Here is a 23,620-nt window from a genome sequence, read left to right as displayed (position 1 = left end):
GTGCCGGATCGCCGATCGCGGCTACGAGCGGGTGGTGCCGAAGTCCTGGGTCCAGTAGTCGCCAGGCTGTGCGACGCCGACGCCGATCTCCTTGAACGCGCAGTTGAGGATGTTGGCCTTGTGGCCGGGGCTGGACATCCAGCCCGCCATCACCTTCTCGGGAGTGGCGTAGCCGTAGGCGACGTTCTCGCCGTAGGTGCTCCAGGCGTAGCCGGCGCGTGTGATGCGGTCGCCCGGGGAGGATCCGTCGGACCCGGTGTGCGACATGTTCCGGTGTGCCGCCATGTCCTCGCTGTGCGCCTGGGCGGCCTTGGTGAGCGTCGCGTTGACGGTCAGGGGCGCGCAACCGACCTTGCTGCGTTCGGCGTTGACGAGCTCCACGACGCGCGCGGTGTTCCCGGACGCCGTGGCCGTGGCCGTCGGCGTGCTCACCGGCGTGGCGGTGGCCGTCGGCGTGCTCGTCGGCGCGGTGCCGGACTTCGGGGCGCTCGGCGACGCGGGGGCCGCGGGGGCGGTGGCCTTGGGGGTGCCGGCCGGGGCCGTCCTGCTGTCCTGAGGAGCCCCCGTCCTGTGGGCCCGGGCGGACGCGGGGGTCCGGTGCTTCGGCGCGGCGGCCTTCGCCGTCTTCGCGGAGGCGCTGGGGGTCGGCGACGCCGTCGGCGTGGCGTCCTCGTCGGTGGTCCGGTTCCGGTTCCAGTCGGAGTCGTTCCACCAGCCCTTTGCCGCGACCGGCTCGGCGCGCTGGGACCGTGCGCTCCCACCGTCCGCCCGAGTGCTGTCGCTGTGCCCCCAATCGGTACAGGCCATGGCGACGGACGGTACCGCCACGGCGCCCACGGCCGCGGCGGCGATGATTATCCGCCGGTAGTACTTGTCTTTGCGATGCTTGCCCATGCGTGACCTCACTCGGTAGTCGCCGAGCGCCCTTCGTGCGGCTGGCTCTGGCGCAGACACGGCCCTGAGCTGCGGAGACGTGCTGCGAATGGTCATTCTTAGAAGGGCTGCGCCGGGAGCGCAAAAGACCTTGCCACTACTTTGCTTAGTAGGTCTGAAGGGTCCTTGCCAGGACGGTGCGGGGAGTGCAGACCTGACGGCCGCGCATCGCCCGGCGGACTGCCGTTCCGTCAGATGTCCCTCGGGGGGCGAGAACGGGGGAGCACGCCGATCCGGCCCCGCCCGCGAGGCGAGACCGCGCGGGCGGCGGCCGCAAGCCGGACAAATCCTGAATGTCGCCGGCGCGGGACCTACTATCCGACCCGGTTAGTGGAAGCTGACGCGTGAGGCATGTCACGGACCCGCCCCGCCGTCCGCGGGTCGGGTCCGCTCGGGCGGCCGCCGGGACCGCCTGCGCGCGCGGAACCGGCGGAGGGACGACCGGATCGTCTGCGTGACCGCCCGGGGGGCTCGATTCGGCCCGCGCCGGGACCGGTGCCCCGCGCCGGCGTCCGTCGGGCGCCGGGCGCTCTCCCGGCGCCCGACGAAGAGGCCGGCTGCACCGGGCCGCAGGAGACCGCCCGTGCGCTGCCGGCCGGCGGCTGCCCGCTCCCTTCCACCCGCGCCGTGACGCGGGCCGCCAGCCGAGCGAGGGCCAGGATGGGAGATTGTCGGACTGCCGTATTGTCTGGGAGGCATATTCATCCGATGACATGATGAGGAAGACGTGGCGACTGAGAGCAAAACGCACCTTCTGGTCGAGACCTTGACCGCGCAGCGCGACGTGTTCCTCGCTCAGTGGATCCGGACGGTCGGCGAAGACCTCCAGGGCCGGCTCAGCATGGCCGAGCTGGGCCGCGAACTGGGCGAGCTCTACGAAGCCATCCTGCAGGCCGTCTCCACCGGCGGCCTGGACGGCCGGGGCGAGCACTTCGGCGAGGCGCGCAGCCTGCTGATCGAACTCTCCCGCGCCCGTGCCCGGCAGGGCTTCACCCCCACCGAGACGGCCAGGAGCGTCTTCGCCCTCAAGGAGGTGCTGGAGCCGTTCCTCACCAGCGACGAGCAGAGCGCCCTGGCGTACGTGCAGTTCTCCCGGCTGCTGGACGACCTCGGCCTGCTGACGACCGAAGCGTACGTCCGCACCCGTGAGGAGATCATCTCCTCGCAGGCCGAGCAGCTCCTCGAACTCTCCACGCCCGTGGTCAAGCTGTGGGACGGTGTCGTCGGTGTGCCGCTGGTGGGCACGCTCGACTCGGCCCGCACCCAGGTCGTCATGGAGAAGATGCTGCAGACGCTCGTCGACACCAACTCCACGCACGCCATCATCGACATCACCGGCGTCCCGACCGTGGACACCCAGGTCGCCCAGCATCTGCTGAAGACCGTCGTCGCCGCCCGCATGATGGGCGCGCAGTGCACCATCTCGGGCATCCGCCCGCAGATCGCCCAGACCATCGTGGCGCTCGGCATCGAGTTCGGTGACATCCCCACCAACGCCTCGCTCTCGGACGCGCTGCGCCAGGCGCTGAAGGAAGTCGCCCAGGACGCCGAGGACGACACGCGGGGTCTGCTGTGACCGACCGCGTCCCCGTTCTCAAGATCGGCCAGACCCTCCTGGTCTCCATCCAGACGGACCTGGAGGACCAGATGGTGATGGACCTCCAGGAAGACCTGTCGAACCGCATCGTGGAGACCGGCGCCAAGGGTGTCGTCATCGACATCTCGGCCCTGGAGATCGTCGACTCCTTCGTCGGGCGCATGCTGGCCACCAACGCCTCCATCTCGCGCATCCTCGGCGCGGAGACGATCGTGGTCGGCATGCGGCCCGCCGTGGCCATGACGCTCGTCGAGCTGGGGCTGTCCCTGAAGGGCGTCCGCACCGCCCTCAACCTGGAGCGCGGACTGAAGCTGCTACGGCGTCTCAGCGCAGGCCGCGCATGAAGGACTACGGCGCGGGCGCCTCGGCCGAGTCCGTCCCCATCGTCAAGAGCGGCGATGTCGTCACCGCCCGCCAGGTGGTGCGCACCCTCGCCCAGCGCAGCGGCCTGTCCCTGGTCCATCAGACGAAACTCGTCACGGCGGCCAGCGAACTCGGCCGCAACATGCTGATCTACGGCGGAGGGGGTGTCGTCCGCGCGGCGACCGTGGTGGACGAGGGCCGTCCCGGCGTCTTCGTGGAATTCAAGGACGAGGGTCCCGGGATCGAGGACATCGAGCTGGCGCTGACGGACGGCTGGACGTCGGGCAACGGCATGGGACTCGGGCTCAGCGGCGCCAAGCGGCTCGTCGACGAGTTCGACATCGACTCCGGCGCCGACGGCCGGGGAACCACCGTGCGCATAGTGAAGTGGGGCCGGTGAACGGCACTCTCGTCGCCGAAGCCGGGGACGTGTGCTGGCTGCGTTCCGACGTCGCCCTGGCGGCGTCGGCGCGCCGCCACGCGGGTCAGCTGGCCCGCGACATCTGCCTCCCCGAGGAGCGGGCCGCGCGCCTCGAACTGTGCGTGACGGAGATGGCGACCAACCTCCTCAAGCACGCCCACGACGGCTCCCTGGTCCTGCGCGTGGTGCGCGCGGGCGGCCGCGCCGCCGTGGAGTGCCTGTCCCTGGACGACGGTCCCGGCATCGACGACGTCCAGCGGGCACTGCGCGACGGGACGTCCGCCTACGGCAGTCTGGGCATCGGTATGGGCGCCATCGCCCGGCTCGCCGACGTCTTCGGCGTCCACTCCCTGCGCGGACGCGGCACGGTGGTCCACGCGCGTTTCTGGGCGGACGAGCCGGCACCGGCCTCCGGCCCGGTGGACACGGCCGGGCTGACCCGCCCGATCAGTGGCGAGCAGGTGTGCGGCGACACCTGGGCCGTGCGCAGGCTGAGCGGGCCCGGCTCCGACGCCCTGCAGCTGCTGATGTGCGACGGGCTCGGGCACGGGCCGCTGGCGGCCCGGGTCGCCGACCGGGCCAGGGAGGCCTTCCGCGACAGCCGTCACATGAGCCCGGCGGCCGTGCTGCAGGACGTGCACGAGGGCCTCCGCGGCTCCCGCGGCGCGGCCGTGGCCATCGCACTGGTCGACGTCGCCGACCAGCGGGTGCATCTGAGCGGAGCCGGCAACATCACGGCGCTGGTCGCCGCGGGCGACACCCGCACCGGGCTGCTCTCCATGCCGGGCATCGTCGGGGGGCAGCTGCCCCGCCCCCGCACCTTCGAGGCGGCTTTCCCGCCCGGTGCCGCCCTCGTCATGCACTCCGACGGTCTCAGCGACCGCTGGAAGCCGGCGGACTTCGCCGGCCTGTTCTCGCAGGACCCCTCCCTGGTCGCCGCGCAGATCCTCAACCAGGCCGCGGTCCGCAGGGACGACGCCGGGATCGTCGTGGCCGTGCACAGGCAGCCATGACCACCGGAGCGTCCGTACACGAACTGATCACGATCGTCCTCCGGGAGGGAGGCGACGTGGTCACCCTGCGCCGGTGCACGCAGTCGGCGTGCCGGGCGCTGGGCCTGACGGGCAGCTCCCTGGTCCGCCTGACCACCGTGGTGAGCGAGGTCGGCGAACACCTTCTGGGGGCCGCGGGGCTCACCGCGCAGCTCTGCCTGGAGGAGAGCGACGGCGTCGTGGTGGCCGTGCGCTTCGGCTGGCGGGAGGCGCGCCGGCCGCCGTCGGCCCTGCTCAGCGCCGCCAAGCGACTCCTCGACGAGAGCCGTCTGCTGTCCGCGGAAGGCGGCGGCCGGCACGATCTCCTCCTCGCCCAGCGCACACCCGCGCCGACCACGTCCGTCGGTGAGCTGGTGACCGACGTCCGCGGGAAACTGGCCGGCGCGGACACCGCCGCCGACCTGATCGAGGCCCTGCGCACCCAGAACCGCCAGCTCCTCGCCGCACTGGAGGAGTCGCAGTACCAGCAGGAGGAACTCCAGCGGCTGAACGCCGAACTGGAGGAGACCAACGCCGGCGTCGTGGCGCTGTACTCCGAACTGGCGAGCGAGCTGGAGGAGACCAACAGCGGGGTCGTCGCCCTCTACGCCGAACTGGAGGACAAGACCCGCCAGCTCGAACTGGCCCACGAGTACAAGACCCGGTTCTGGGCCAGCGTCAGTCACGAACTGCGCTCGCCGGTGAACTCCGTCATCGCCCTGACGCGGCTGCTGCTGGACTGCGGGGCGGATCCGCTGTCCGACGAACAGCGCCAGCAGGTGGCACTCGTCCAGGCGTCGGGCAGCACCCTGCTGGCCCTCGTCGACGAACTGCTCGACGTCGCCAAGGCGGAGTCCGGGCGGCTGGAGCCGCATCCCGTGGAGGTCGATCTCCGGTCGGTCCTGCACCAGTTGCGCGGGACGCTGCGGGGCACCGCGCAGCCCGGGGTGGCCCTGCACATCCCGGGCGACGTCCAGTGGGGCCCTCTGGTCACCGACGAGGTCATGCTGACCAGGATCCTGCGCAACGTACTGTCGAACGCGCTGAAGTTCACGGTCGAGGGTTCGGTGACCCTGGATGTCAGCGAGCGGGAGGACGAGGACGGCTCCCGCTTCGTCTTCTGCGTCCAGGACACCGGCGTCGGCATACCGGCCGCCGACATCGAGCACGTCTTCGAGGAGTTCTACCAGGTCAGGGGACCGCACCAGCGTGGCCGGTCCGGCACCGGTCTGGGGCTCCCCTACGCCCGCAGACTGACGGAGCTGCTGAACGGTGGACTGACGCTGGACAGCGAGGTCGGCACCGGCACCCGCGTCACTGTCGCGATCCCCGCCCGCCTCGTCCGCCCGGCGCCTCAGGGGGCGGACGCCGCGCCGGCACAGGGCGGGGCGGCGGACGCCGGGCAGCCGATGACGGTGCGCCCCGGCGGCACGGCGACGGAGCGAAGGGTCCGGAGCCGGCCTGCCGCCGGCCCTCGGGTGAGTTCCGTGCTGGTCGTCGACGACGACGAGGCGTTCCTGGCGGGACTCCGCCCCCTGCTGGACGGCCTCGCCGAATCGGTCACCGTGCTCACCGACAGCAGCCGGGCCGCCGCCACCGTCGAGTCGCTGCGGCCGGACGCCGTCTTCCTGGACCTCACCATGCCCGGCACGGACGGGTACGAGGTCCGGCAAGCCCTCGCCGCCGATCCCGTGACAGCGCGTGTGCCCGTGATCGTCCTGACGGCCCTGGAAGGTGCCGACGTGGACCGCTCACGCCTGGGCCGGGTCCACGCCGTGCTGAACAAGTCCCGCCTCACCGCCGCGGACCTCGCAGCTGCCCTGGGGCGGTTGCAGGACGCGCCGTCCGCGCAACAGGCGCCCACCAGCGTCCCCCTGACGCAGTCCAGGGCCCCCGAGGAACGACGATGACTCACCAACCCGACACGGACCACAGCCCAGCCCACATCCTCGTGGTGGACGACGCCCCCACCAACAGGTACGTCCTGGCCACCACCCTGCGCCGCGCCGGACACGAGGTCATCGAGGCCGAGGACGGCACGCGCGCGCTCGAACTGCTGGGCCGCCCCGGCCCGTTGCCGGAGGTCGCCATCGTCGACGTACGGCTGCCCGACATGACCGGATTCGAGGTGTGCGAGCACATCAAGAACAACCCGGTCACCGCGACCGTCCCCGTCATCAACATCTCCGCCTCCGCGATCACCGTCAACGACCGGGCGCAAGGGCTCTACCGGGGAGCCGACGCCTACCTCGTCGACCCCGTCGCTCCCGACGAACTGCTCGCCACCGTCACCGCCGCCCTGCGCTACGCCCGCGCCCGCCGGCACGCCGAGCTCCTCGCGGACCGGCTGCACGTGCTCAACCGCGTCACCCTCGCCCTGTACAGCGTCTCCGACGCGCACGAGCTGGTCAGGGTGACGGCCGAGGGGGCGGCGGCCATCTTCCACCGCAGCGCGGCGGCGCTGCTCACCACGCCCCAGGGCAGCCCCCTGGTGGCCCACACCTGGCAGGACCAGGACGGCCCCGCACGCCCCGGCGAGCCGCAGGTGCACTGCACGTCGGCCTGGCCCCAGCGGCGCGACCACTCCGGCACCCGGAGCGCGGCGGAGTACGGATCCGACCTCCCGTGCCTTCCGGCCGACCTCAAGGACCCGGCGCGCCGGCGCACCGTCATCGGCCGTGCCAAGGCCGAACGCCCGCCGGTCGTCATCATGACGTCCGCGGACGCCGTCACGACGCCGGACGACGAGCAACTGCTGGTCCAGCTCACCCAGGCGAGCGCGCTGGCGCTGGAGGCGCTGCGCAGCTACAGCGAGGAACACGCCCTGGCCCTCACCCTGCAGCGCAGCTTCCTGCCCGAGAGCCTGCCGGAGACCGCCCGAGCGGACCTGGCCGTTCGCTACCTGCCCGCCAGCGCCCGGACGGAGATAGGCGGGGACTTCTACGAGGCGATCACCACACCCGCCGGTCTGGTCGTGGCCGTCGGAGACGTCGCCGGTCACTCGCTCGACGCGGCCATGGTGATGGGCCAGGTGCGCCACGCGCTGCGCGCCTACGCCGTGGAGGGCCACCCGCCGGAGGTGATCCTCTCCCGACTCGACCACCTCCTCACCTCCGTGGAACCCGGCGCCACGGTCACGCTCTGCGTCGTCCTGATCGAGTTCGGCTCGGACACCCTCCACGTCGCCAACGCCGGTCATCTGCCGCCCCTGCTGCGCAGCCCGGACGGCACGACCCGGTACGTGCGCGACCACGGCCCCCTGCTCGGGCTCGGCCTGCCGCACCCGCCGGCCCGGAAGATCGACGCCGAGCCCGGCTCCCTGGTCCTCCTCGTCACGGACGGACTGATCGAACGCCGTCACGAGGACCTCCAGCTCTCGCTGCGCACCCTCGCCGCCGTGGCCGGCGAGACGCCCACGGACCCCGAGGAGGCCTGCGCGTACGTGCTGGACCGCCTGGTGCCGGACGGCAGCGACGACGTGGCGCTGGTGGCCGTGCGGCTGAACGCCGTCCGGCCGGACTGACCGCTCCGCCTCGCCACCGCGGGACGGCGGCACGCCGGAGCCGGGGACACGGAAACCCGGTCGCGAAAGGCGACGCCCGGGTTGCCCGGGGAGGCGCGCCACTCACCTCGCCGGGGAGCGCCGGAAGAGGTGACCGCTCGGTGGTTCGTCTGCACGGACTTCCCTCTGACATGTCCCGCTGACGGCGTCGACCATGGCGACCGCGTTCGCCGGAAGGGGTTGGCGGCTCCGAAACCGCCAGTGGCGCGGTGAGTACTCGGATGTCCCCGCCGGCCGAACTCCTCGATCGTCCGGACGGAGAACCCGAGCGGTATGCGCGGTGACATCGGCATGGCGGGTCTTCCGATCTCAGGCGTGGGCGGGAGCGGCGGCCGGCTGGTCCGATGCCTTGGTGAAGGGCAGCAGGATCAGCGTGAGCAGCAGGCCGGCCGCGGCGAAGCAGGCGCCCGCGAGGAACGCGTCATGGAAGACCTCGGTGCGCGCCTGGGTCACCCGCACGGGCACCCCGTCCGCCCACTCGGTCAGCTGCTCGACCTGGCGGAAGGCGTAGGTGGCGGCCAGGGCGAGGCCCAGCGCGCCGCCGACCTCCTGCGCGGTGTTGATCAGACCGGCGGACAGACCGGACTCGTCCTCCTCGGTGCCGGTGAACGCGGCGACCTGCACCGGGACGAACGACAGACCGAGACCGAGACCGGAGATCAGGAAGGCGGGCAGCAGGTCCACCGGGTAGGAGGCGTCGGACGGGGCCCGCCACAGCAGGAACATGCCCACGCTGGTCAGCGTCAGGCCGACCATCAGCACCGGCTTGGCGGCGACCTTGGTCACCAGCTGGGAGGCGACACCCGCGCCGACCGCGACGATGACGGCGAGCGGGACGTAGGCCAGACCGGTCTCCAGAGCCGACCAGTCGAGGACCTGCTGCATGAACAGGCTGGCGAAGAAGAACAGCGTGACGCAGGTGCCGAGCAGGAGGACGGCGACGACGTTGGAGGCGCGCAGCGACTTGCGCCTGAAGACACCGAGCGGGATCAGCGGTGCCTGGGCGCGGCGCTCGATCAGCAGGAATGCGATGAGCAGGACCGCCGAGAGAGCGAAGCCGCCGTAGACGCGGTCCATCGGGATGTCCGAGTCGTCGACGGTCTGGCCGAGGCTGAAGATCAGCAGCACGAGACCGGCGGTCAGTGTCACGGCACCGGCGACGTCGAAGGAGCTGCTGCGCTCCGCGGCGCGGCTCTCGGCGACGATCTTCGGGGCGATCAGCGCGCAGACCAGGCCGATCGGTACGTTGATGAAGAAGATCCAGCGCCAGCCCGGACCGTCGGTGAGCAGACCGCCCAGGGTGACCCCGGCGACGGCGGCGATACCGCTGAGCGCGCCCCAGGCACCCAGCGCCTTGTTCCGCTCGGCGCCCTCCCCGAAGTTGTTGGCGAGCAGGGACAGCGCGGCGGTCGCGATGAACGCGGCGCCGAGCCCTTGGGCGCCGCGGGCCACGATCAGCATGGCCGCGCCCTGTCCGAATCCGGCGAGCAGCGAGGCGAGGGCGAAGAGGACCAGGCCGGTCCGGAGCATCCGGCGCCGGCCGAAGGCGTCGGCCAGCCGGCCGGTCAGCAGCAGGAAGCCGCCGAGCAGCATGCCGTAGGTGGTGACGATGTACTGCAACGACGTCTGGGAGATGTGCAGCTGGTCCTCGATGGTCGGCAGGGCCACGTTGACGATCGACACGTCGAGGAAGGTCATGAAGCCGGCCAGGCACAGGAACGCCAGGATGAGTCCCGGGCGGCGCGGCGGGGTCGATTCATGGGCGTGGCGGGGAATGCGCAGCGACTCTTCGGTCGACATGTCGCTCCTAAGAAATGTGACGGGCCTGAGAAACGTGACGGACGGCTTCCGCAGGGACGGTGAATCCGGAGGGCGGGCAAGGACATGGCGCGAGGTGGGAGCGGGGCGCTCACTGTCTTCCGGGAAGCTAGCATCCTCAGTAAAGTAGGTACCTAGAGGAAAGCGACTTCCCGGAAGGGTCCCCATGGACAGCAGCACCGGCGCCCCACGCAGCGCCGTCACGGACGGCGGGCAGGTCGACCCGGAGCTGGCGTGCCCGGTCTCCCCGGTGGTCGACATGGTCTTCAGCCGCTGGACGACGCCGATCCTGTGGACGCTGAACGAGTTCGGCCGGCAGCGTTTCGTCGAGCTCCAGCGCAACATCCGCACCATCACGCCGAAGGTGCTCACCCAGCGGCTGCGCCAGATGGAGCGCGACGGCCTGGTCGTGCGCACGTACCACCCCGAGGTGCCGCCCCGGGTCGAGTACGAGATCAGCGACCTCGGCCGCAGCCTGGCGCCGATCTTCGCCCACCTCGCCGACTGGTCCGCGGAGAACCTCCACAAGGTCGAGCTGGCCCGGCGGGCGTTCGACGAGGCCGACGCGCAGGCGTCCGCGCTGCGCTGACCTGCGGCCGGCCGGGCCGCCAGGGACTGTCGGGCGGATCGTGCCGGCAAACGCGGGTCCGGCACGCGCATCTGCGGCATGGACGTTCCCGGCAGGTCCGAGCCCGCCACCATGACCGTGGAACTGCACCAGCAGGACGGCCACCACACCCGGATCACCGTCCGGCAGTCCTGCGGCAGCGCCGGCGAACGCGACATGGCCGAGCAGGGCAGCACCATGCTGCTCGACAGCCTGACCGCCTTCGTCACTCCCCGGACGGACAGCTGAACACAGGCCGGGGCCGAGGCGTTCGGCCGTCCTCGGTCAGTCCGGCTCCATGTACGGGCGGCGGACGACCGGGGGCCGGCCGGCGCCCCAGGGGCGTACGGCCGCCAGCGCCTGGACGACCGCCGATTCCAGCGGGCCGCTGGTGTCGATCGCGACCGCCTCCGGCCACGGCGCTTCCGTCGCCGCCATGGCGGTGGCCACGTCGAGACCGGCGTCCGACGTCCCGGGGGCGCGGGTTTCCAGGCGGGCCGCCGACACATCGTCAGGAACCTGGCAGTGCAGGGCGACCAGGTCGGCGCCGGTACGTTCGGCCACACGCACAGCGGCCCGGCGCTGCGCCTCGTCGGACCACGTGGCGTCCAGCACGACGGACTCGCCGCAGGCCAGCAGAGCGGACGCGCGCTCCAGCAGGGTCGCGTAGGTCCGGTCCGTCCACTCGGCCGTGTACAGCCCCTCACCGTAGGCGGCTGCCGCGGACGCCTCCGCCGGAAGCCCCGCCAGCCCCTTGCGGAGGCGGTCAGTGCTGAGCAGCGTGACGCCCAGGCGATCGGCCAGCGCACCGGAGAGGGCGGACTTCCCGCTGCCGGGAAGGCCGCCGACGAGCGTCAGGCCGACGGACGCGGTGCGCAGGTGCCGCAGCGCCGTGGTGACCAGCCGCCGGGCCGCCGCCTCCGCGCCGGGCGCGCCCTGGCGCGCCTGGATCAACGACACCTTGGCGCGGACGAACGCGCGGTAGGCGACGTAGTGGTGCCACAGGGAAGGGGGCGCGGGGTCGCCGGAGTACTCGCTGTACTGGGCGAGGAAGAACGCGGCGGCCTGCGGGGCGCCGAGCTGCTCCAGGTCCATGGCGAGGAACGCGGCGTCGTCGAGGCCGTCGACGTAGCGGAGACGGTCGTCGAACTCGAGGCAGTCGAGGACGCGGGGGCCGTCGTCGAGGCAGAAGACGTCCTCGGCGAGCAGGTCGCCGTGGCCGTCGACGATCCGCCCCCGCTCGATGCGGGTGTCGAACAGCTGCTTGCGTCCGGCGAGATAGCGGCGGACCAGCCGCTCGACCTCGTCCACGCCGGCGGGCGGAGCACCGGACCCGGTCAGCGAGCGGAACTGCGTGAAGCTCGTCTCCCAGCGCTCGGACAACGCGTCCCGTGTGCCTTGTTCCTCCGCCTCCCGGCTGCGGGGCGCGTCAGCGTGGCAGGTGGCGAGCTGTCGCGCCACGCCCCGGAGCACGTCGTCGACGTCGGCCCCGTCCCGCACCAGCTGGGAGAGGCGGCGGTCGGCGGGCATGCGGCGCATCACCACGAGCGGTTCGGGCAGCTCCGTGTCCGGACAGCGGATCTCTCCCAGGCCCAGGTAGACGTCCGGGGCGAAACGGCGGTTGAGAGCGACCTCGCGTTCGCAGGCGGCCCGGCGGGCCGCCACCGTCGTGTAGTCGAGGAACCCCAGATCGACCGGCTTCTTGAGCTTGTAGACGCGGTCACCCACGAAGAACAGGATCGCGCTGTGGGTCTCGTGGACCTCCGCACGCGCGGGCGGAGGAGTGCCGGATGTGCCGGTGGGCCGTAGCACGGACGCGTCGCTGTGAGGCAGAGGCATGATCAGCTCCCTGAGGTGGCTCGGCTCGGCCGTGGGGGACGGCGGAGACGGGGCAGCGCGCGGGGTGGTACGGCTTTTCCCACTCGACGAGTACCCCAGACCGTTCCGCCGCGCATGCGGACCCCTGCGCGGCGGTTGCGCGCCGCCGTCCACGTTCGTCGGGGACGCCGTGGGCGGGAGGCTGCCATACGTACAGCGCGCGCAGCGTCGCCCGGCGCAGGGCCGCCTCGTCGAACTGTCCGGTCACGGCCGTGCCCTGCCGGCCGGGATGTCGCCCGCATCCCGGGCGGCCGGCAGGTGAGCCTCGAAGGGCAGAGGCCGAACGGGGACGGGGGAGTGCGCCGTCCGGCCCTGGACCCGCGGGACGGAGCACCGGACGCTGGACGGGAGGCGGGAGAAGCCCGGCCGGCCCGGGGCCGGCCGGCCGCACGCGGTGCGGGCGCGGCCGTAGCCCCGGCCCGCAGCCACCGGCCGCCGACGGTGCGCCGCCGCCGCGCCGCGCGATTCCGTGAGGACTGCCATGCACCGTGTCCACCGCATCGGCCGCGCACCCGGCCTCACCCCGGGAGGACCGGGGCCCGCCCCGGCCCCGGCGCCGACCTCGGTGTCCGGACTCGAAGTCGTCCTGCTGGTGGTCACGGCCTCGGCCCTGACAGCCGGCGGCGTCCTCCGGCTGCTCGGCGATCCTGCGGCCGCCGACCTGTGCTGGGCGCTCGGCACCATCGCAGCCGCGGGTCCCGCCGTGGGCTGGGTGCTCGTCACGCTGTGGCACGGGCACGCCGGCGTGGACCTGATCGCGGTCCTGGCGCTCGGTGGCACCCTGGCAGTCGGCGAGTACCTGGCCGGGGCCCTGATCGGCCTGATGCTGGCGACCGGCCGCACACTGGAGGCCGCAGCCCGGCGGCGGGCCTCCCACGACCTGCGCGCACTGCTCGCGCACGCGCCCCGCACCGCCCGCCGGCGCACCGGCACGGGGGTCCGCACGGTTCCCCTGGCCGAAGTCGCCGTGGGTGACCTGCTCGTCGTCGGCGCCGGCGAGGTCGTTCCGGTCGACGGCCAGGTGGTGGGCACCGTCGCCGTGCTCGACGAGTCGGTGCTCACCGGTGAGTCGGCGCCCGTGGAGCGGCTGCCCGGCCAGAGGGCGCGCAGCGGAGTGGTCAACGCCGGCGGGGCCTTCGAGCTGCGGGCCACGGCTGCCGAGCAGGACAGTGCCTATGCCGAGATCGTGCGCCTGGCCCGGCACGCGGGAGCCGAGTCGGCCCCGGTGGTCCGCCTGGCCGACCGCTACGCGGTCTGGTTCCTGCCCCTGTCGATACTGGTCGCGGGGCTGGCCTGGCTCCTCAGCGGCTCGGCGGTGCGGGCGGTGGCGGTGCTCGTGGTCGCCACGCCCTGCCCACTGCTGCTCGCCGCCCCGGTGGCGATCGTCTCCGGGCTGTCCCGGGGGTCCCGGCTGGGTGTGGTGATCCGTGACGGGGGTGCCCTGGAGAACCTGGGGCGGGCGCGGACCCTGCTGCTGGACAAGACCGGCACCCTCACCGGCGGCCGTCCGCGCGTCCTGGACGTGACCGCGGCCCCGGACTGGAAGACCGCCGAGGTGCTGAGGCTGGCGGCCACGGTCGACCAGTACTCGCCGCACGTCCTGGCCCGGGCCATCGTCGACGCGGCCCGGGAACGCGGACTGGAGCCCTCGACGGCCATGGAGGTGGCGGAGGAGGCCGGCCGGGGAGCGTACGGCGTCGTCGACGGCCGCAGGACCGCCGTCGGCCGCCTGGCCCCCGGAACACCCGTCCCGGAGTGGGCGCGGGCCACGGAGAACCAGGCCCTGCTGGACGGCGCGGCCGTCGCCTGGCTCACCGTCGACGGCGTCCCCGTCGGCGCGGTCCTGCTGCGCGACCCGCTGCGCCACGACGCGCCGCGGACGCTGCGCAGGCTGCGCACCGCCGGCATCCGGCGCATCGTGATGCTCACCGGGGACCGGCCCGAACCCGCCCGCGAGATCGCCGCCGTCCTCGGACTCGACGAGGTGCGCGCCGAACTCACCCCGGCCGGCAAGGTCGCCGCCGTCCGCGCGGAACGCCGGCGCGCGGTCACCGTGATGGTCGGCGACGGCGTGAACGACGCGCCCGCGCTCGCCGCCGCGGACGTCGGCGTGGCGATGGGGGCGCGGGGTTCCACCGCGTCCTCCGAGGCCGCCGACGTCGTCCTCACCACCGACCGCGTCGACCGGCTCGCCGATGCCACGGCGATCGCCGTGCGGGCGCGCCGCATCGCCGTGCAGAGCGCCCTCGGCGGGATGCTGCTGTCCCTGGCGGCCATGGGCGTGGCCGCCGTGGGGCTGCTGCCACCCGCCGCCGGCGCGCTGCTGCAGGAGGGGATCGACGTGGCGGTCGTCCTCAACGCGCTGCGCGCCCTGCGCGTGGATCACGCGGCAAGGCCCGCCCTCGAGCCGGCCGTCGAGGCCCTGATCCACCGCTTCGCGGCCGAACACGAGGACCTGCGGGACGTGCTGCAGGCCGTCCGCGGCGCCGCGGCCCGGCTCTCCGCCGATCCCGGCGCCGACGGCGCCCGGGAGCGCGCTCTGGAGTCGGTACGGGAGGTGCACCGGTTGCTCACCGACCGGCTGCTCCCGCACGAGTACGCCGAGGAGCAGCAGCTCTACCCGGCCCTCGCGCCCGCGCTCGGCGGCCCCGAGGCGACCGCGACCATGAGCCGCGCCCACGCCGAGATCGAACGGCTCGCCCGGCGGGTGGCCACCCACCTCACGCTCGCCGACGCGCAGGGCGCACTCGCCCCCGAGCAGGTCGAGGACCTGCGTGCCTGCCTGTACGGCCTGCACACCGTGCTGCGGCTGCACTTCACCCAGGAGGAGGAGAACTACTTCGCGCTGGCTCCCTGACCGTCCCCCCGGCCCCTCCGGCGGTTCGGCTTCCCGGCCGCCCCGGCGCGGTCACTCGGGCAGGACGAGGCGGCGGGTCTCCCCGGGCCGGACGCGGACGGCACGGTCGGTGAACCGGACGTCGATCGGCGAGCGGTCGGAGCGGGGCACGGCGATCTCCACACGGCCGTGCGCCAGCCGCAGCCGTACGCCCCAGTGCCCCCGGTAGCGGACGGCGAATCCGTACGACGACAGCTCCGGCAACGGCACCGGGTCGAGCCACAGGGCGTCCTCCCGGGTCTCCAGGCCGGGCAGTCCGCGCTGGACCAGGTCGAGGGTGCCGGCCATGGCACCGAGGTGGATGCCCTCGCCGGTGGTGCCGCCCTGCAGGTCGGCGATGTCGCCCCGCAGGGCCTCCTGGCAGAACGTCCACGCGTCCGCGCGGCGGGCACGGCCGAGGACCCAGCCGTGCACCAGCCCGCTGAGCGTGGAGCCGTGGCTGGTGCGGTCCAGGTAGTAGGCCACGGTGCGACGCCAGACCTCCTCGTCGAGGTGGTAGCCCATCCGGCCGAGGAGCCGGCGCAGTTCGGACGGCGAGAACAGGTAGCCGAGCATCAGCACGTCCGCCTGCTTGGACGCCTTGTAACGGTTGACGCAGTCGCCCTCCGCCTCCAGGATCCGGTCCAGGCGGCGTATGTCGTCGTACCGCTTGCGGTAGTCCGCCCAGTCGAGCTCGGCGAGGTCGCCGTACCCCTCGAACTGGCTGACGACGCCGTCGTGGAAGGGCACGTACAGGGTGCGGGAGACGTCCTCCCACCGCTCGAGTTCACCCCTGTCCAGGCCGGTGCGCTCGACGAGTTCGCGACGGCGCGGCTCAGGCAGGGTGCGCAGCGTCTCCAGGGCGCGGGTCAGCACCCATGCGGCCGTGACGTTGGTGTAGGCGTTGTCGTCCAGGCCGGGCCGGTCGGCGCCCGGGTAGGCGTCGTGGTACTCGTCGGGCCCCATCACGCCGAGGACGCGGTGGCGTCCCAGGCGCTGGTCCCAGGTGGCCGAGTCCGCCCAGAAACGGGCGATCTGCAGCAGCATCTCGGCGCCCACGGTGTGCAGGAACTCGGCGTCGCCGCTCGCCTGGCAGTACTGCCAGACGTTGTAGGCGACCGCCGCCCCGACGTGCCGTTGCAGGTGCGAGTGGTCGGGCAGCCAGCGCCCCGAGCGGGGGTTGAGGTGCACCCGCTGGGTCTCCTCCCGCCCGTCGCTGCCGCTCTGCCACGGGTACATGGCGCCGCGCCGGCCGATCGCGCGGGCCGCCGAGCGGGCCTGTTCCAGGCGCCGGTGGCGGTAGCGCAGCAGCGCCCGCGAGACCTCGGGGAAGTGCAGATTCAGATACGGCAGCACGAACAGCTCGTCCCAGAACACGTGGCCGCGGTACGCCTCGCCGTGCAGGCCGCGGGCGGGCACGCCGACATCCAGGTCCGCGGTGTGCGGGGAGAGCGTCTGCAGCACGTGGAAGAGGTGCAGGCGCAGGATGCGGCCCGGCTCCCCGGGGACGTCGATCCGGGCCCGGCGCCACAGCTGGTTCCAGGCCGTCAGGTGGGTCCCGAGCAGTTCACCGAAGCCGGGTGCCGCGCCGACCCGGTCGATCGCGGCGCGCAGCGGGTCGCTGATCGCGGGGTCGCGGGAGGTGTGCAGGGCGGCGGTCTTGTCGACGGTGACGGTGCGGCCGGGTTCCAGGCGCAGCCGGAGTTGCTGGACCGCGCGCGGGTGCTCGTGCCGGGCCGTGACGTCCGCGGCCGCCTCGTCGCAGGCCAGGCGGGTGGCCATGCCGATGCGGATGTCGGAGGTGCGGGTCCGGCACCGCAGCCACACCGTGCCGGGGACGGCCGTGCCGGAGTGCACGTGGGTGAGGTGGCGGCCGTCCAGATCCCGGTAGCGCGGCACGCCGGAGTTGGTGACACCGCCGTCGATCGCCGCCTCGACCTCGACGTCCGCCGCGAAGCCCTCGGAGGTGAGCTCGGTGCGCAGGGCGGCCAGGTGGCAATCGGCCATGTGCACCAGGCGCAGCTGGCGTACCAGCAGTGACCGTCCCGGCCCGAGTCCGTAGCGGGTACGGCGCTCCAGCAGCCCCGCGTCCAGATCCACGACCTGGTGGTGGTCGAGGACCGTCGAGGCGTCCGGGGTCAGCCAGGTGCCGCGGGCGAGCCGGAACCGCAGCGGCAGCCAGTTGGGGACGTTGACCATGTCCTCGTTCTCGACCCGGCGGCCGGCCACGTGGGAGACGAGCCGGTTGTAGCACCCGGCCACGTAGGTGCCCGGGTAGTGCACGTCGTCCGCGTCGCACTCCGGCAGGGCGCCGCGGGTCGCGAAACAGCCGTTCCCCAGCGTGCACAGCGACTCCCTCAGCCGCTCCTGCGCCGGGTCGTAGCCGTCGTACGCCCAGCTGCCCGCCGTCACCGCCCCCACCGCGGTCCCTCAGACCCGCTGCGGTACGACGGCCACCGGGCACTGCGCGTGATGCAGCAGTGTGTGACTCGTCCGGCCCAGCTGGAGGCCGAAGTGGCCCGCCCTGTGCCGCGTCCCGGCGACCACGAGGTCGGCGGCGGCCGAACGGTGCACGAGCACCCGGTGCGCCGGCCCCTCGACGGCCGCGGGGCGCACCCGCACGTCCGGATGCTCGGCGACCGCGGCGCGCAGCAGCTCCCGCAGCAGCGCGGAGGCCCGCTCCTCGGGGTCGGCGGCCGCGTCCCCGGGTGCCGGGGATCCGCCGGGCCGTCCGGGCGCGGGGCGGCGCCAGGCCTGTACCACGTCCAGGACGCAGCCGCGTGCCTCGGCCTCGCGGAAGGCGAACCGTACGGCCTCCGCGCCGGTGCCGGACTCGCCGGCGCCGAGCAGGATCCGCTCGTGCGTGCCGGCCAGGCCCGCCGGGTCGCCTCGGACCACGACCACCGGGCAGCGCGCGCGGCCCGCCACGGCCAGGGAGACCGAGCCGAGGAGCAGCCCCTTCAGCTCACCGCGCCCGCGACAGCCGGTGACCAGCGCCCAGGCGTCGTCGCCCTCACGGAGCAGGGCGGTCACCGCGTCCTCGGGGAGGACGTCGGTGGAGACCTTCACGTCCGGGTTGCGCCGCTGGGCCCGCTCCGCCGCGGAGGCGACCAGGTGCTCGGCCATGACTTGCTCCGAGGGGCGGTCCAGGCTGCCCGTGGGGACGGCGCCCTCGTAGCGCTCCCAGAGGGAGGCGTGCACCAGTCGCAGCGGCAGCCCGTGGCGCGCCGCCTCGTCCACCGCCCAGTCGACCGCCGTCAGGCCGGCGTCCGAACCGTCGACGCCCACGACCAAGGGCAGTTCCATCGTCCCCACCGCCTTCCCGTCGGGCTGCCACGTGGCGCGGCAACTGGTCCCTGTGTCACCGTCGCACCCCCCGCGGCCGCAGGCGAGGGCGGTTCGGCCCCTTCCGGGGACGTTCGGCCCCCGCGCGTACCCGCGACAATCTGCGGCTGCGGTTCTTCTCCGTCAGCCGCGCCTCCGCCCGGCAGGCCGTCGACCGCGTGGCCGGGGCACGGCAGCCCGGCCGGCCAGGCCGGCCGCGGCTCCGGCCCGCCTCCGGGGACCGGCCGCGCCGCGAAGGGACCTTCGGCGCCTTCACCGCGGCAGGCGCCTCCCCGACAATGGTCAGGGGCGGCACCGATCCCCCCGCGGCGCCGTGCCCGTCCGGCACGGCCCCGGAAGCCGCAGCCCCGAGGGTCCCGCTCCGGAAGGAGCCGACGCGATGACCTTTCCCACCACCCTGACCGCGGCCCTGCCGGCGGAACACCGTGAACGACTGATGTCCCTCGCCCGCGACGTCTCATTCGCCGCGGGCAGCCGACTGTTCGAAGAGGGCCGCTACGCCGACCGGTTCTGGACCATCAGGACGGGGACCGTCGCGCTCGACCTGCACGTCCCGGGCCGGCGTGCCGCCGTCATCGAGTCCCTGGGCCATGGCGAACTGGTCGGCTGGTCCTGGCACTTCCCGCCCTACGTCTGGCAGCTGGGCGCCGAGGCGATGACCCCGGTGCGCGCCTGGGAGTTCGACGCCGGGACCGTACGGGCCCGGTGCGCCGAGGACCCCGAGTTCGGCCGGGCGGTCGCCGTCTGGGTCGGCAAGGCGGTCGGCGACCGGCTGCACTCGACCCGGATCCGGCTCCTGGACCTCTACGCCCCGTACGGAAGCGGGGGCGGGGGCCGGTGACGCCTGCCGCCCACGTGCCGCGGGGCCACCGCACCGACGCAGCGAGGAGGAGAGAGAGCATGCACGGCAGCCCGCACGTCGTCAGCGACGCCATGACGCACGCCGTCGTGGCGGCGGGGCGCGAGACCCCGTTCAAGGACATCGTCGGCCTCATGGAGCAGTGGAGCGTCAGCGCGCTGCCCGTGCTGGAGGGCGAGGGCCGGGTGGTCGGGGTCGTCTCCGAGGCCGACCTGCTGCCCAAGGAGGAGTTCCGCGACAGCGACCCCGACCGGTTCACCCAGTTGCGCCGGCTGTCCGACCTGGCCAAGGCGGGAGGGCTGAGGGCCGAGGACCTCATGAGCACCCCGGCCGTCACCGTCCACCCCGACGCCACGCTCGCCCAGGCGGCCCGCATCATGGCCCAGCGCAAGGTCAAGCGACTGCCCGTGGTGGACGGCGAGGGGGTGCTGCGGGGTCTGGTCAGCCGCGCGGACCTGCTGAAGGTCTTCCTGCGGCCCGACGACGAGCTCGCGGAGGAGGTCCGCCGGGAGATCGTGCCCTGCCTCCTGCCCTCCGCGGTCTCACCCGTCCAGGTACAGGTCGACGACGGCGTCGTCACCCTCACCGGCCGCGTCAGGGACACCGCACTCGTGCCGGTCGCCGCGCGGCTCGTGCGGGCCGTGGAAGGGGTCGTCGACGTCGAGTGCCACCTGACGGCGGGCGGCTCGCCGCTCACCGGGCCCCGATGAGAGCCCGGATCGAACGCGACACCGGCGGATCCGGCCGAGCGCCGGGCCTGCCCCGCCCCGTCCCACCGAGCACCGGAAAGGCCGAACGGCCCCTTTCGCGGGGTCGGTCGTCTCTGCTCCGGCCGGCCGGCTCGCGTTCCACTGGAGACGAGGCGGCCGATCTCCGCCGGCGGGCCGGAGCCACGTACTGGGAGGTGGCACATGCGCTACGACAATCGGGCGGACGCCGGGCGGCGCCTGGCCCGGTGCCTGGAGCACCTGCGGGGGAGCGACGTGGTGGTGCTGGGGATCCCCCGCGGCGGTGTCCCGGTGGCCTTCGAAGTGGCTCGGCGTCTCGGCGCGCCGCTGGACCTGGCGGTGGTGCGCCGGCTGAGCGTGCCCTGGCAGCCGGAGCTCGACTTCGGCGCCGTGGGGGAGTACGGGGTCCGCGTCCTCGACCAGGACGTCGCACGGGAGAGCGGGCTGGGTGCGGCCGAGCGGGAGACAGCCGAGGGCACCGCACGCGCGGAGCTGGAGCGGCGGGTGCGCCGCTGGCGGACCGGCCGCACACCGGTGCCGCTGGCCGGGCGGACCGCCGTGGTCGTGGACGACAAGGTGACGACCGGCGCGGTGGCCGAGGCCGCCTGCCTGACCGCCCGGGCCCGGGGGGCGGACCGGGTGGTCCTGGCCGTACCGCTCGCTGCGGAAGCCGCGCTGCCGCATCTGGCCACGATGGCGGACCAGGTCGTCTGTCGGCAGCCGCTGTGCCACCTCGGTTCCCCGGAGGCCTGGTACCGGGACTTCGGACCGGCCACCGACGCGGAGATCGCCGCCCTGCTGGCCGAGGCGGACCGGGCCACCGCGACGGCGGGCACCACGACCGCCGCGACCGGCACAGCGGTCTTCACTTCCGCTGCCGCACCGCCCCGGCCGGAGCTGACTGCGGCCGACCGGGAGCTGGAGGTGTCGGCCGGCCGGGTGCGCCTCGCCGCTCGGCTCACCCTGCCCGCCATGGCCCGCGCGGTGGTCGCCTACGCACACGGCGAAGGCAGCTGCCGGCTCGGTCCACGCCACGCGTGCGTCACCACCGCCCTGCATCGGGCCGGTCTGGGGACCCTGGTCGTCGACCTGCTCGGCGAGGAGGAGAAGCGCAACGAGCACAACGCCTTCGACATCGTCCTGCTCGCCGGGCGCCTGCACGCCGTGGCCGCCCATCTGCGCCGGGAGACCGGCCTGCCGGTGAGCCTGTGCGGGGAGGGGACGAGCGCCGGTGCCGCCCTGAAAGCCGCGGTGGACGACGACGTCCGCGCCGTGGTCTGTCTCAGCGGCCGTCCCGACCTGGCCGGCCCGGCGGCGCTGGCCCGGGTGCGCGCCCCGTCCCTGCTGGTGGTCGCTGACCTGGACCCCCGAGTGCTCGGCCTCAACCGGTGCGCTGCGGACTGGATGAGCTGCGACCACCGTGTCGCCGTCGTCCCCGGGGCCACCCGCCTGTTCACCGAGCCCGGCACCTTGGAGGCCGTGGCGGACCTCGCCCGAGACTGGTTCACCGCTCATCTCGCCCCCCTGGAAGGGGCGTCGAGGCCGCTGACGTCGGCCTGAGCGGGGAGCAGGCGCCGCCGGGCGAGGCCGGGGGCCGACGCGCGGAGGACTCCAGGGGATGCCGGCGAGATCCCCAGGCGGTCGGTGACGCCGGGGACCGGTGGCGTCATGCCAGCTCGGGCACCACGGCGACCGGGCAGGCGGCGTGGTGCAGCACGGTGTGGGCGACCCGGCCGAGCTGGAGGCCGACGTGCCCGGGACGGCGCCGGGCACCGACGACCAGCAGGTCGGCGCCGTGCGAGGCGCCCAGCAGCACTCTGCGGGCTGGTCCCTCGACGGTGCTGCGGCGCACTCTCACGTCCGCCGGAGCGTCCCGCAGCGCAGCCTCCAGCTCCTCGGCGGCCCGCTCCTCGTACACCCGCTCGGGTTCCCCCGCGATCAGCGGGTGGTCGATCGTCTCGTGCGCGGGACACCGCCAGGCCCGCACGGCCTCCAGCAGGACCCCGCGCCGCTGCGCCTCCTGGAGGGCGAAGTCCAGGGCGGCGGTGGCCGGGACGTCACCCACTCCGACGACGATGCGGCCGTGCACCCCGCGGGCCGCCTGGTTGTCGTCGCCGCCGCGCAGCACGATCACCGGGCAGTCGGCGCGGGCGGCCACGAACAGGCTGACCGAACCGAGCAGCGCGTCGGCGATGCCGCTGCGTCCGCGCTTGCCCACGACCAGGGCGGAGGCGGTGCGGCCCTCCCGCACCAGCGCGTACCCGGGTTCCTCCGGCAGGGCCGCCTCGCTGACCGGAAGGCCGGGCCGGCGCAGCCGGGCGCGCCGCACGGCGGCCTCGACGATGTCCTCGGCCCTTACCTGCTTCGAGGGCTTGCCGAGGTCACGGGAGAGAGCGGCACCTTCGTACCGCTCCCACAGGGACGCGTGGACGATGCGCAACGGCACCCCGCGCAGATCGGCCTCGTCGGCCGCCCAGTCGACGGCCCGCAGACTCGGCTCCGAGCCGTCGACGCCGACGACGATCGGCGGTCGCACCGCGCTCACCGTCCCGGGCCGGAGCCGAGGACGGTCCCGGTCCGGCCGAAGGGCACCTTGTGGGTGACGCCGTCACCGGGACGCTCTTCGATGGCGCGGGCCGTGCCGAACGCCTGGACGACCGGTGCCTTCATGACGGGTTCTCCTCCGGGGCCGGGGTCAGCCGTGGGCGACGACCGCGACGGGGGAGGCGGCGTGATGCAGGACGGCATGCGTGACATGGCCGATGTGGGCGCCGAGCGGACTGCGGCGGGTGCGCCGGCCCACGACCAGCAGTGAGGCCTCGCGGGAGGCGACGATCAACTGCTCGGCGGCACTGCCGAGATGGGACTCCTCATGGACCTCCACGTCCGGGAACTTGGCCCGCCACGGGCGCAGCAGCTCGGTCAGGGCGGTGGACTCCTCCTCGCCCAGCGTGCGCGGGTCGGGCTCGGGCACCAGGCTCGTCCAGTAGTGGGGCGGCAGGCTCCAGCCGTGGACGACGCGCAGGGACGTACCGCGGCGCGCCGCCGCGTCGAAGGCGAAGGCGAGCACGGCCTCGTCCGGGTTGATGGTGTCCACGCCGAGTACGACGGGGCGGAAGCGGGCGGCGGCCGACGGGACACCGGCGGGGTCCATCTCGTGCTCGTCCGCCGCCTGTTCGCCGGCCCGGACCAGGACGACGGGCCGTTCGGCACGGGCGACGACGGCCAGGCCGACGGAGCCGACCATGAAGCCGGCCACCCCGCTCAGGCCGCGGGAGCCCAGCACGAGCAGTTCCGCCTCCTCGGCGGCCTCGACCAGCGACTCCGCGGGGTGTCCGAGCACCTGCTCGGCCATGACCTCGACTCCGGGGTGCCGCAGCCGCAGTCCCTCGGCGGCCTCGCGGGGGATGCGCTCGGTCCAGTGCCGCTGGGTCTCCGCGCCGAGCAGGGGGGCCTGTGCCAGGGGCTCCGGCACCGGCTCCCACACATGGACGAGCCTCACCGGCACGTCGAGCAGCTTCGCCTCCCGGGCCGCCCACTCGGCCGCCGCCCGGCTCTCGGGCGATCCGTCGAGACCGACGGTGACGGTACGGGGCATGGTCT

At 73.8% G+C, this 23,620-nt stretch carries 20 protein-coding genes; 12 read left to right on the top strand and 8 right to left on the bottom strand.

The window, feature by feature from the left end:
- Positions 1–21: 21 nt before the first annotated feature.
- The gene (locus ACWDNY_RS11335; RefSeq protein ID WP_451645499.1) at positions 22–894 is read right to left on the bottom strand and encodes a CAP domain-containing protein; all 873 of its coding nucleotides are present in this window, start codon (positions 892–894) and stop codon (positions 22–24) included.
- Between the two features lie 766 nt (positions 895–1,660).
- On the opposite strand from ACWDNY_RS11335, the gene ACWDNY_RS11330 reads away from it, so the two are divergent.
- The 6 genes from ACWDNY_RS11330 to ACWDNY_RS11305 are packed head-to-tail and all read left to right on the top strand — an operon-like array spanning position 1,661 to position 7,868.
- On the top strand, positions 1,661–2,509 hold the full coding sequence (locus ACWDNY_RS11330) for an STAS domain-containing protein (protein WP_451645498.1): 849 nt from the start codon (positions 1,661–1,663) through the stop codon (positions 2,507–2,509).
- Positions 2,506–2,874, top strand: coding sequence for an STAS domain-containing protein (locus ACWDNY_RS11325; RefSeq protein ID WP_451645497.1), 369 nt, complete (start codon positions 2,506–2,508; stop codon positions 2,872–2,874). The genes ACWDNY_RS11330 and ACWDNY_RS11325 overlap by 4 nt, the downstream gene beginning before the upstream one ends.
- A complete protein-coding gene (locus ACWDNY_RS11320) occupies positions 2,871–3,293 on the top strand; it encodes an anti-sigma regulatory factor (protein ID WP_451645496.1) in 423 nt (140 codons plus the stop codon). Before ACWDNY_RS11325 ends, ACWDNY_RS11320 begins: the two co-directional genes overlap by 4 nt.
- Entirely contained in the window at positions 3,281–4,327 is a 1,047-nt protein-coding gene (locus tag ACWDNY_RS11315) for an ATP-binding SpoIIE family protein phosphatase (protein ID WP_451645495.1), read from the top strand. Before ACWDNY_RS11320 ends, ACWDNY_RS11315 begins: the two co-directional genes overlap by 13 nt.
- Positions 4,324–6,255, top strand: coding sequence for an ATP-binding protein (locus ACWDNY_RS11310; protein ID WP_451645494.1), 1,932 nt, complete (start codon positions 4,324–4,326; stop codon positions 6,253–6,255). The genes ACWDNY_RS11315 and ACWDNY_RS11310 overlap by 4 nt, the downstream gene beginning before the upstream one ends.
- Positions 6,252–7,868 carry a SpoIIE family protein phosphatase gene (locus tag ACWDNY_RS11305; protein WP_451645493.1) on the top strand — a complete coding sequence of 539 codons (1,617 nt, stop codon included), beginning with the start codon at positions 6,252–6,254 and terminating at the stop codon, positions 7,866–7,868. Before ACWDNY_RS11310 ends, ACWDNY_RS11305 begins: the two co-directional genes overlap by 4 nt.
- A 348-nt stretch (positions 7,869–8,216) precedes the next feature.
- Here the strand turns inward: ACWDNY_RS11305 and ACWDNY_RS11300 are convergent, their stop codons facing one another.
- The gene (locus tag ACWDNY_RS11300; RefSeq protein WP_451645492.1) at positions 8,217–9,707 is read right to left on the bottom strand and encodes an MFS transporter; all 1,491 of its coding nucleotides are present in this window, start codon (positions 9,705–9,707) and stop codon (positions 8,217–8,219) included.
- A gap of 184 nt (positions 9,708–9,891) precedes the next feature.
- Here ACWDNY_RS11300 and ACWDNY_RS11295 point away from each other — a divergent pair, with 184 nt between their 5' ends.
- Both ACWDNY_RS11295 and ACWDNY_RS11290 read left to right on the top strand, forming a co-directional pair.
- Positions 9,892–10,314, top strand: coding sequence for a winged helix-turn-helix transcriptional regulator (locus ACWDNY_RS11295; RefSeq protein WP_451645491.1), 423 nt, complete (start codon positions 9,892–9,894; stop codon positions 10,312–10,314).
- Between the two features lie 78 nt (positions 10,315–10,392).
- On the top strand, positions 10,393–10,581 hold the full coding sequence (locus ACWDNY_RS11290; RefSeq protein WP_451645490.1) for a hypothetical protein: 189 nt from the start codon (positions 10,393–10,395) through the stop codon (positions 10,579–10,581).
- A 36-nt stretch (positions 10,582–10,617) separates the two neighbouring features.
- Here the strand turns inward: ACWDNY_RS11290 and ACWDNY_RS11285 are convergent, their stop codons facing one another.
- Complete coding sequence (locus ACWDNY_RS11285; protein WP_451645489.1) at positions 10,618–12,171, bottom strand: bifunctional aminoglycoside phosphotransferase/ATP-binding protein; 1,554 nt, start codon at positions 12,169–12,171, stop codon at positions 10,618–10,620.
- Positions 12,172–12,691: 520 nt separating this feature from the next.
- Between ACWDNY_RS11285 and ACWDNY_RS11280 the strand changes: the two genes are divergently transcribed.
- Complete coding sequence (locus ACWDNY_RS11280) at positions 12,692–15,067, top strand: heavy metal translocating P-type ATPase (RefSeq protein ID WP_451645488.1); 2,376 nt, start codon at positions 12,692–12,694, stop codon at positions 15,065–15,067.
- A gap of 51 nt (positions 15,068–15,118) precedes the next feature.
- Here the strand turns inward: ACWDNY_RS11280 and ACWDNY_RS11275 are convergent, their stop codons facing one another.
- Complete coding sequence (locus ACWDNY_RS11275) at positions 15,119–17,497, bottom strand: glycoside hydrolase family 65 protein (RefSeq protein ID WP_451645487.1); 2,379 nt, start codon at positions 17,495–17,497, stop codon at positions 15,119–15,121.
- A gap of 18 nt (positions 17,498–17,515) precedes the next feature.
- A complete protein-coding gene (locus ACWDNY_RS11270) occupies positions 17,516–18,391 on the bottom strand; it encodes a universal stress protein (protein WP_451645486.1) in 876 nt (291 codons plus the stop codon).
- A 418-nt stretch (positions 18,392–18,809) separates the two neighbouring features.
- On the opposite strand from ACWDNY_RS11270, the gene ACWDNY_RS11265 reads away from it, so the two are divergent.
- From ACWDNY_RS11265 to ACWDNY_RS11255, 3 genes are all read left to right on the top strand, one after another.
- Entirely contained in the window at positions 18,810–19,271 is a 462-nt protein-coding gene (locus ACWDNY_RS11265; RefSeq protein ID WP_451645485.1) for a cyclic nucleotide-binding domain-containing protein, read from the top strand.
- A gap of 59 nt (positions 19,272–19,330) precedes the next feature.
- Positions 19,331–19,999: a CBS domain-containing protein gene (locus ACWDNY_RS11260; protein ID WP_451645484.1), complete on the top strand. Its 669-nt coding sequence runs from the start codon at positions 19,331–19,333 to the stop codon at positions 19,997–19,999.
- Positions 20,000–20,200: 201 nt separating this feature from the next.
- Entirely contained in the window at positions 20,201–21,577 is a 1,377-nt protein-coding gene (locus tag ACWDNY_RS11255; RefSeq protein ID WP_451645483.1) for a phosphoribosyltransferase family protein, read from the top strand.
- Between the two features lie 106 nt (positions 21,578–21,683).
- On the opposite strand, the gene ACWDNY_RS11250 is transcribed toward ACWDNY_RS11255, so the two are convergent.
- The 3 genes from ACWDNY_RS11250 to ACWDNY_RS11240 are packed head-to-tail and all read right to left on the bottom strand — an operon-like array spanning position 21,684 to position 23,615.
- Positions 21,684–22,553, bottom strand: a complete 870-nt coding sequence (locus ACWDNY_RS11250) for a universal stress protein (RefSeq protein WP_451645482.1) — start codon at positions 22,551–22,553, stop codon at positions 21,684–21,686.
- A gap of 5 nt (positions 22,554–22,558) precedes the next feature.
- Positions 22,559–22,687: a hypothetical protein gene (locus tag ACWDNY_RS11245; RefSeq protein WP_451645481.1), complete on the bottom strand. Its 129-nt coding sequence runs from the start codon at positions 22,685–22,687 to the stop codon at positions 22,559–22,561.
- Positions 22,688–22,712: 25 nt separating this feature from the next.
- Positions 22,713–23,615, bottom strand: coding sequence for a universal stress protein (locus ACWDNY_RS11240; RefSeq protein ID WP_451645480.1), 903 nt, complete (start codon positions 23,613–23,615; stop codon positions 22,713–22,715).
- Positions 23,616–23,620 lie beyond the last annotated feature (5 nt).

The organism is Streptomyces sp. NPDC003697 (assembly GCF_053587115.1).
The sequence above is the reverse complement of the archived record's forward strand: the minus strand, read 5'-3'. Positions and strand labels throughout refer to the sequence as shown.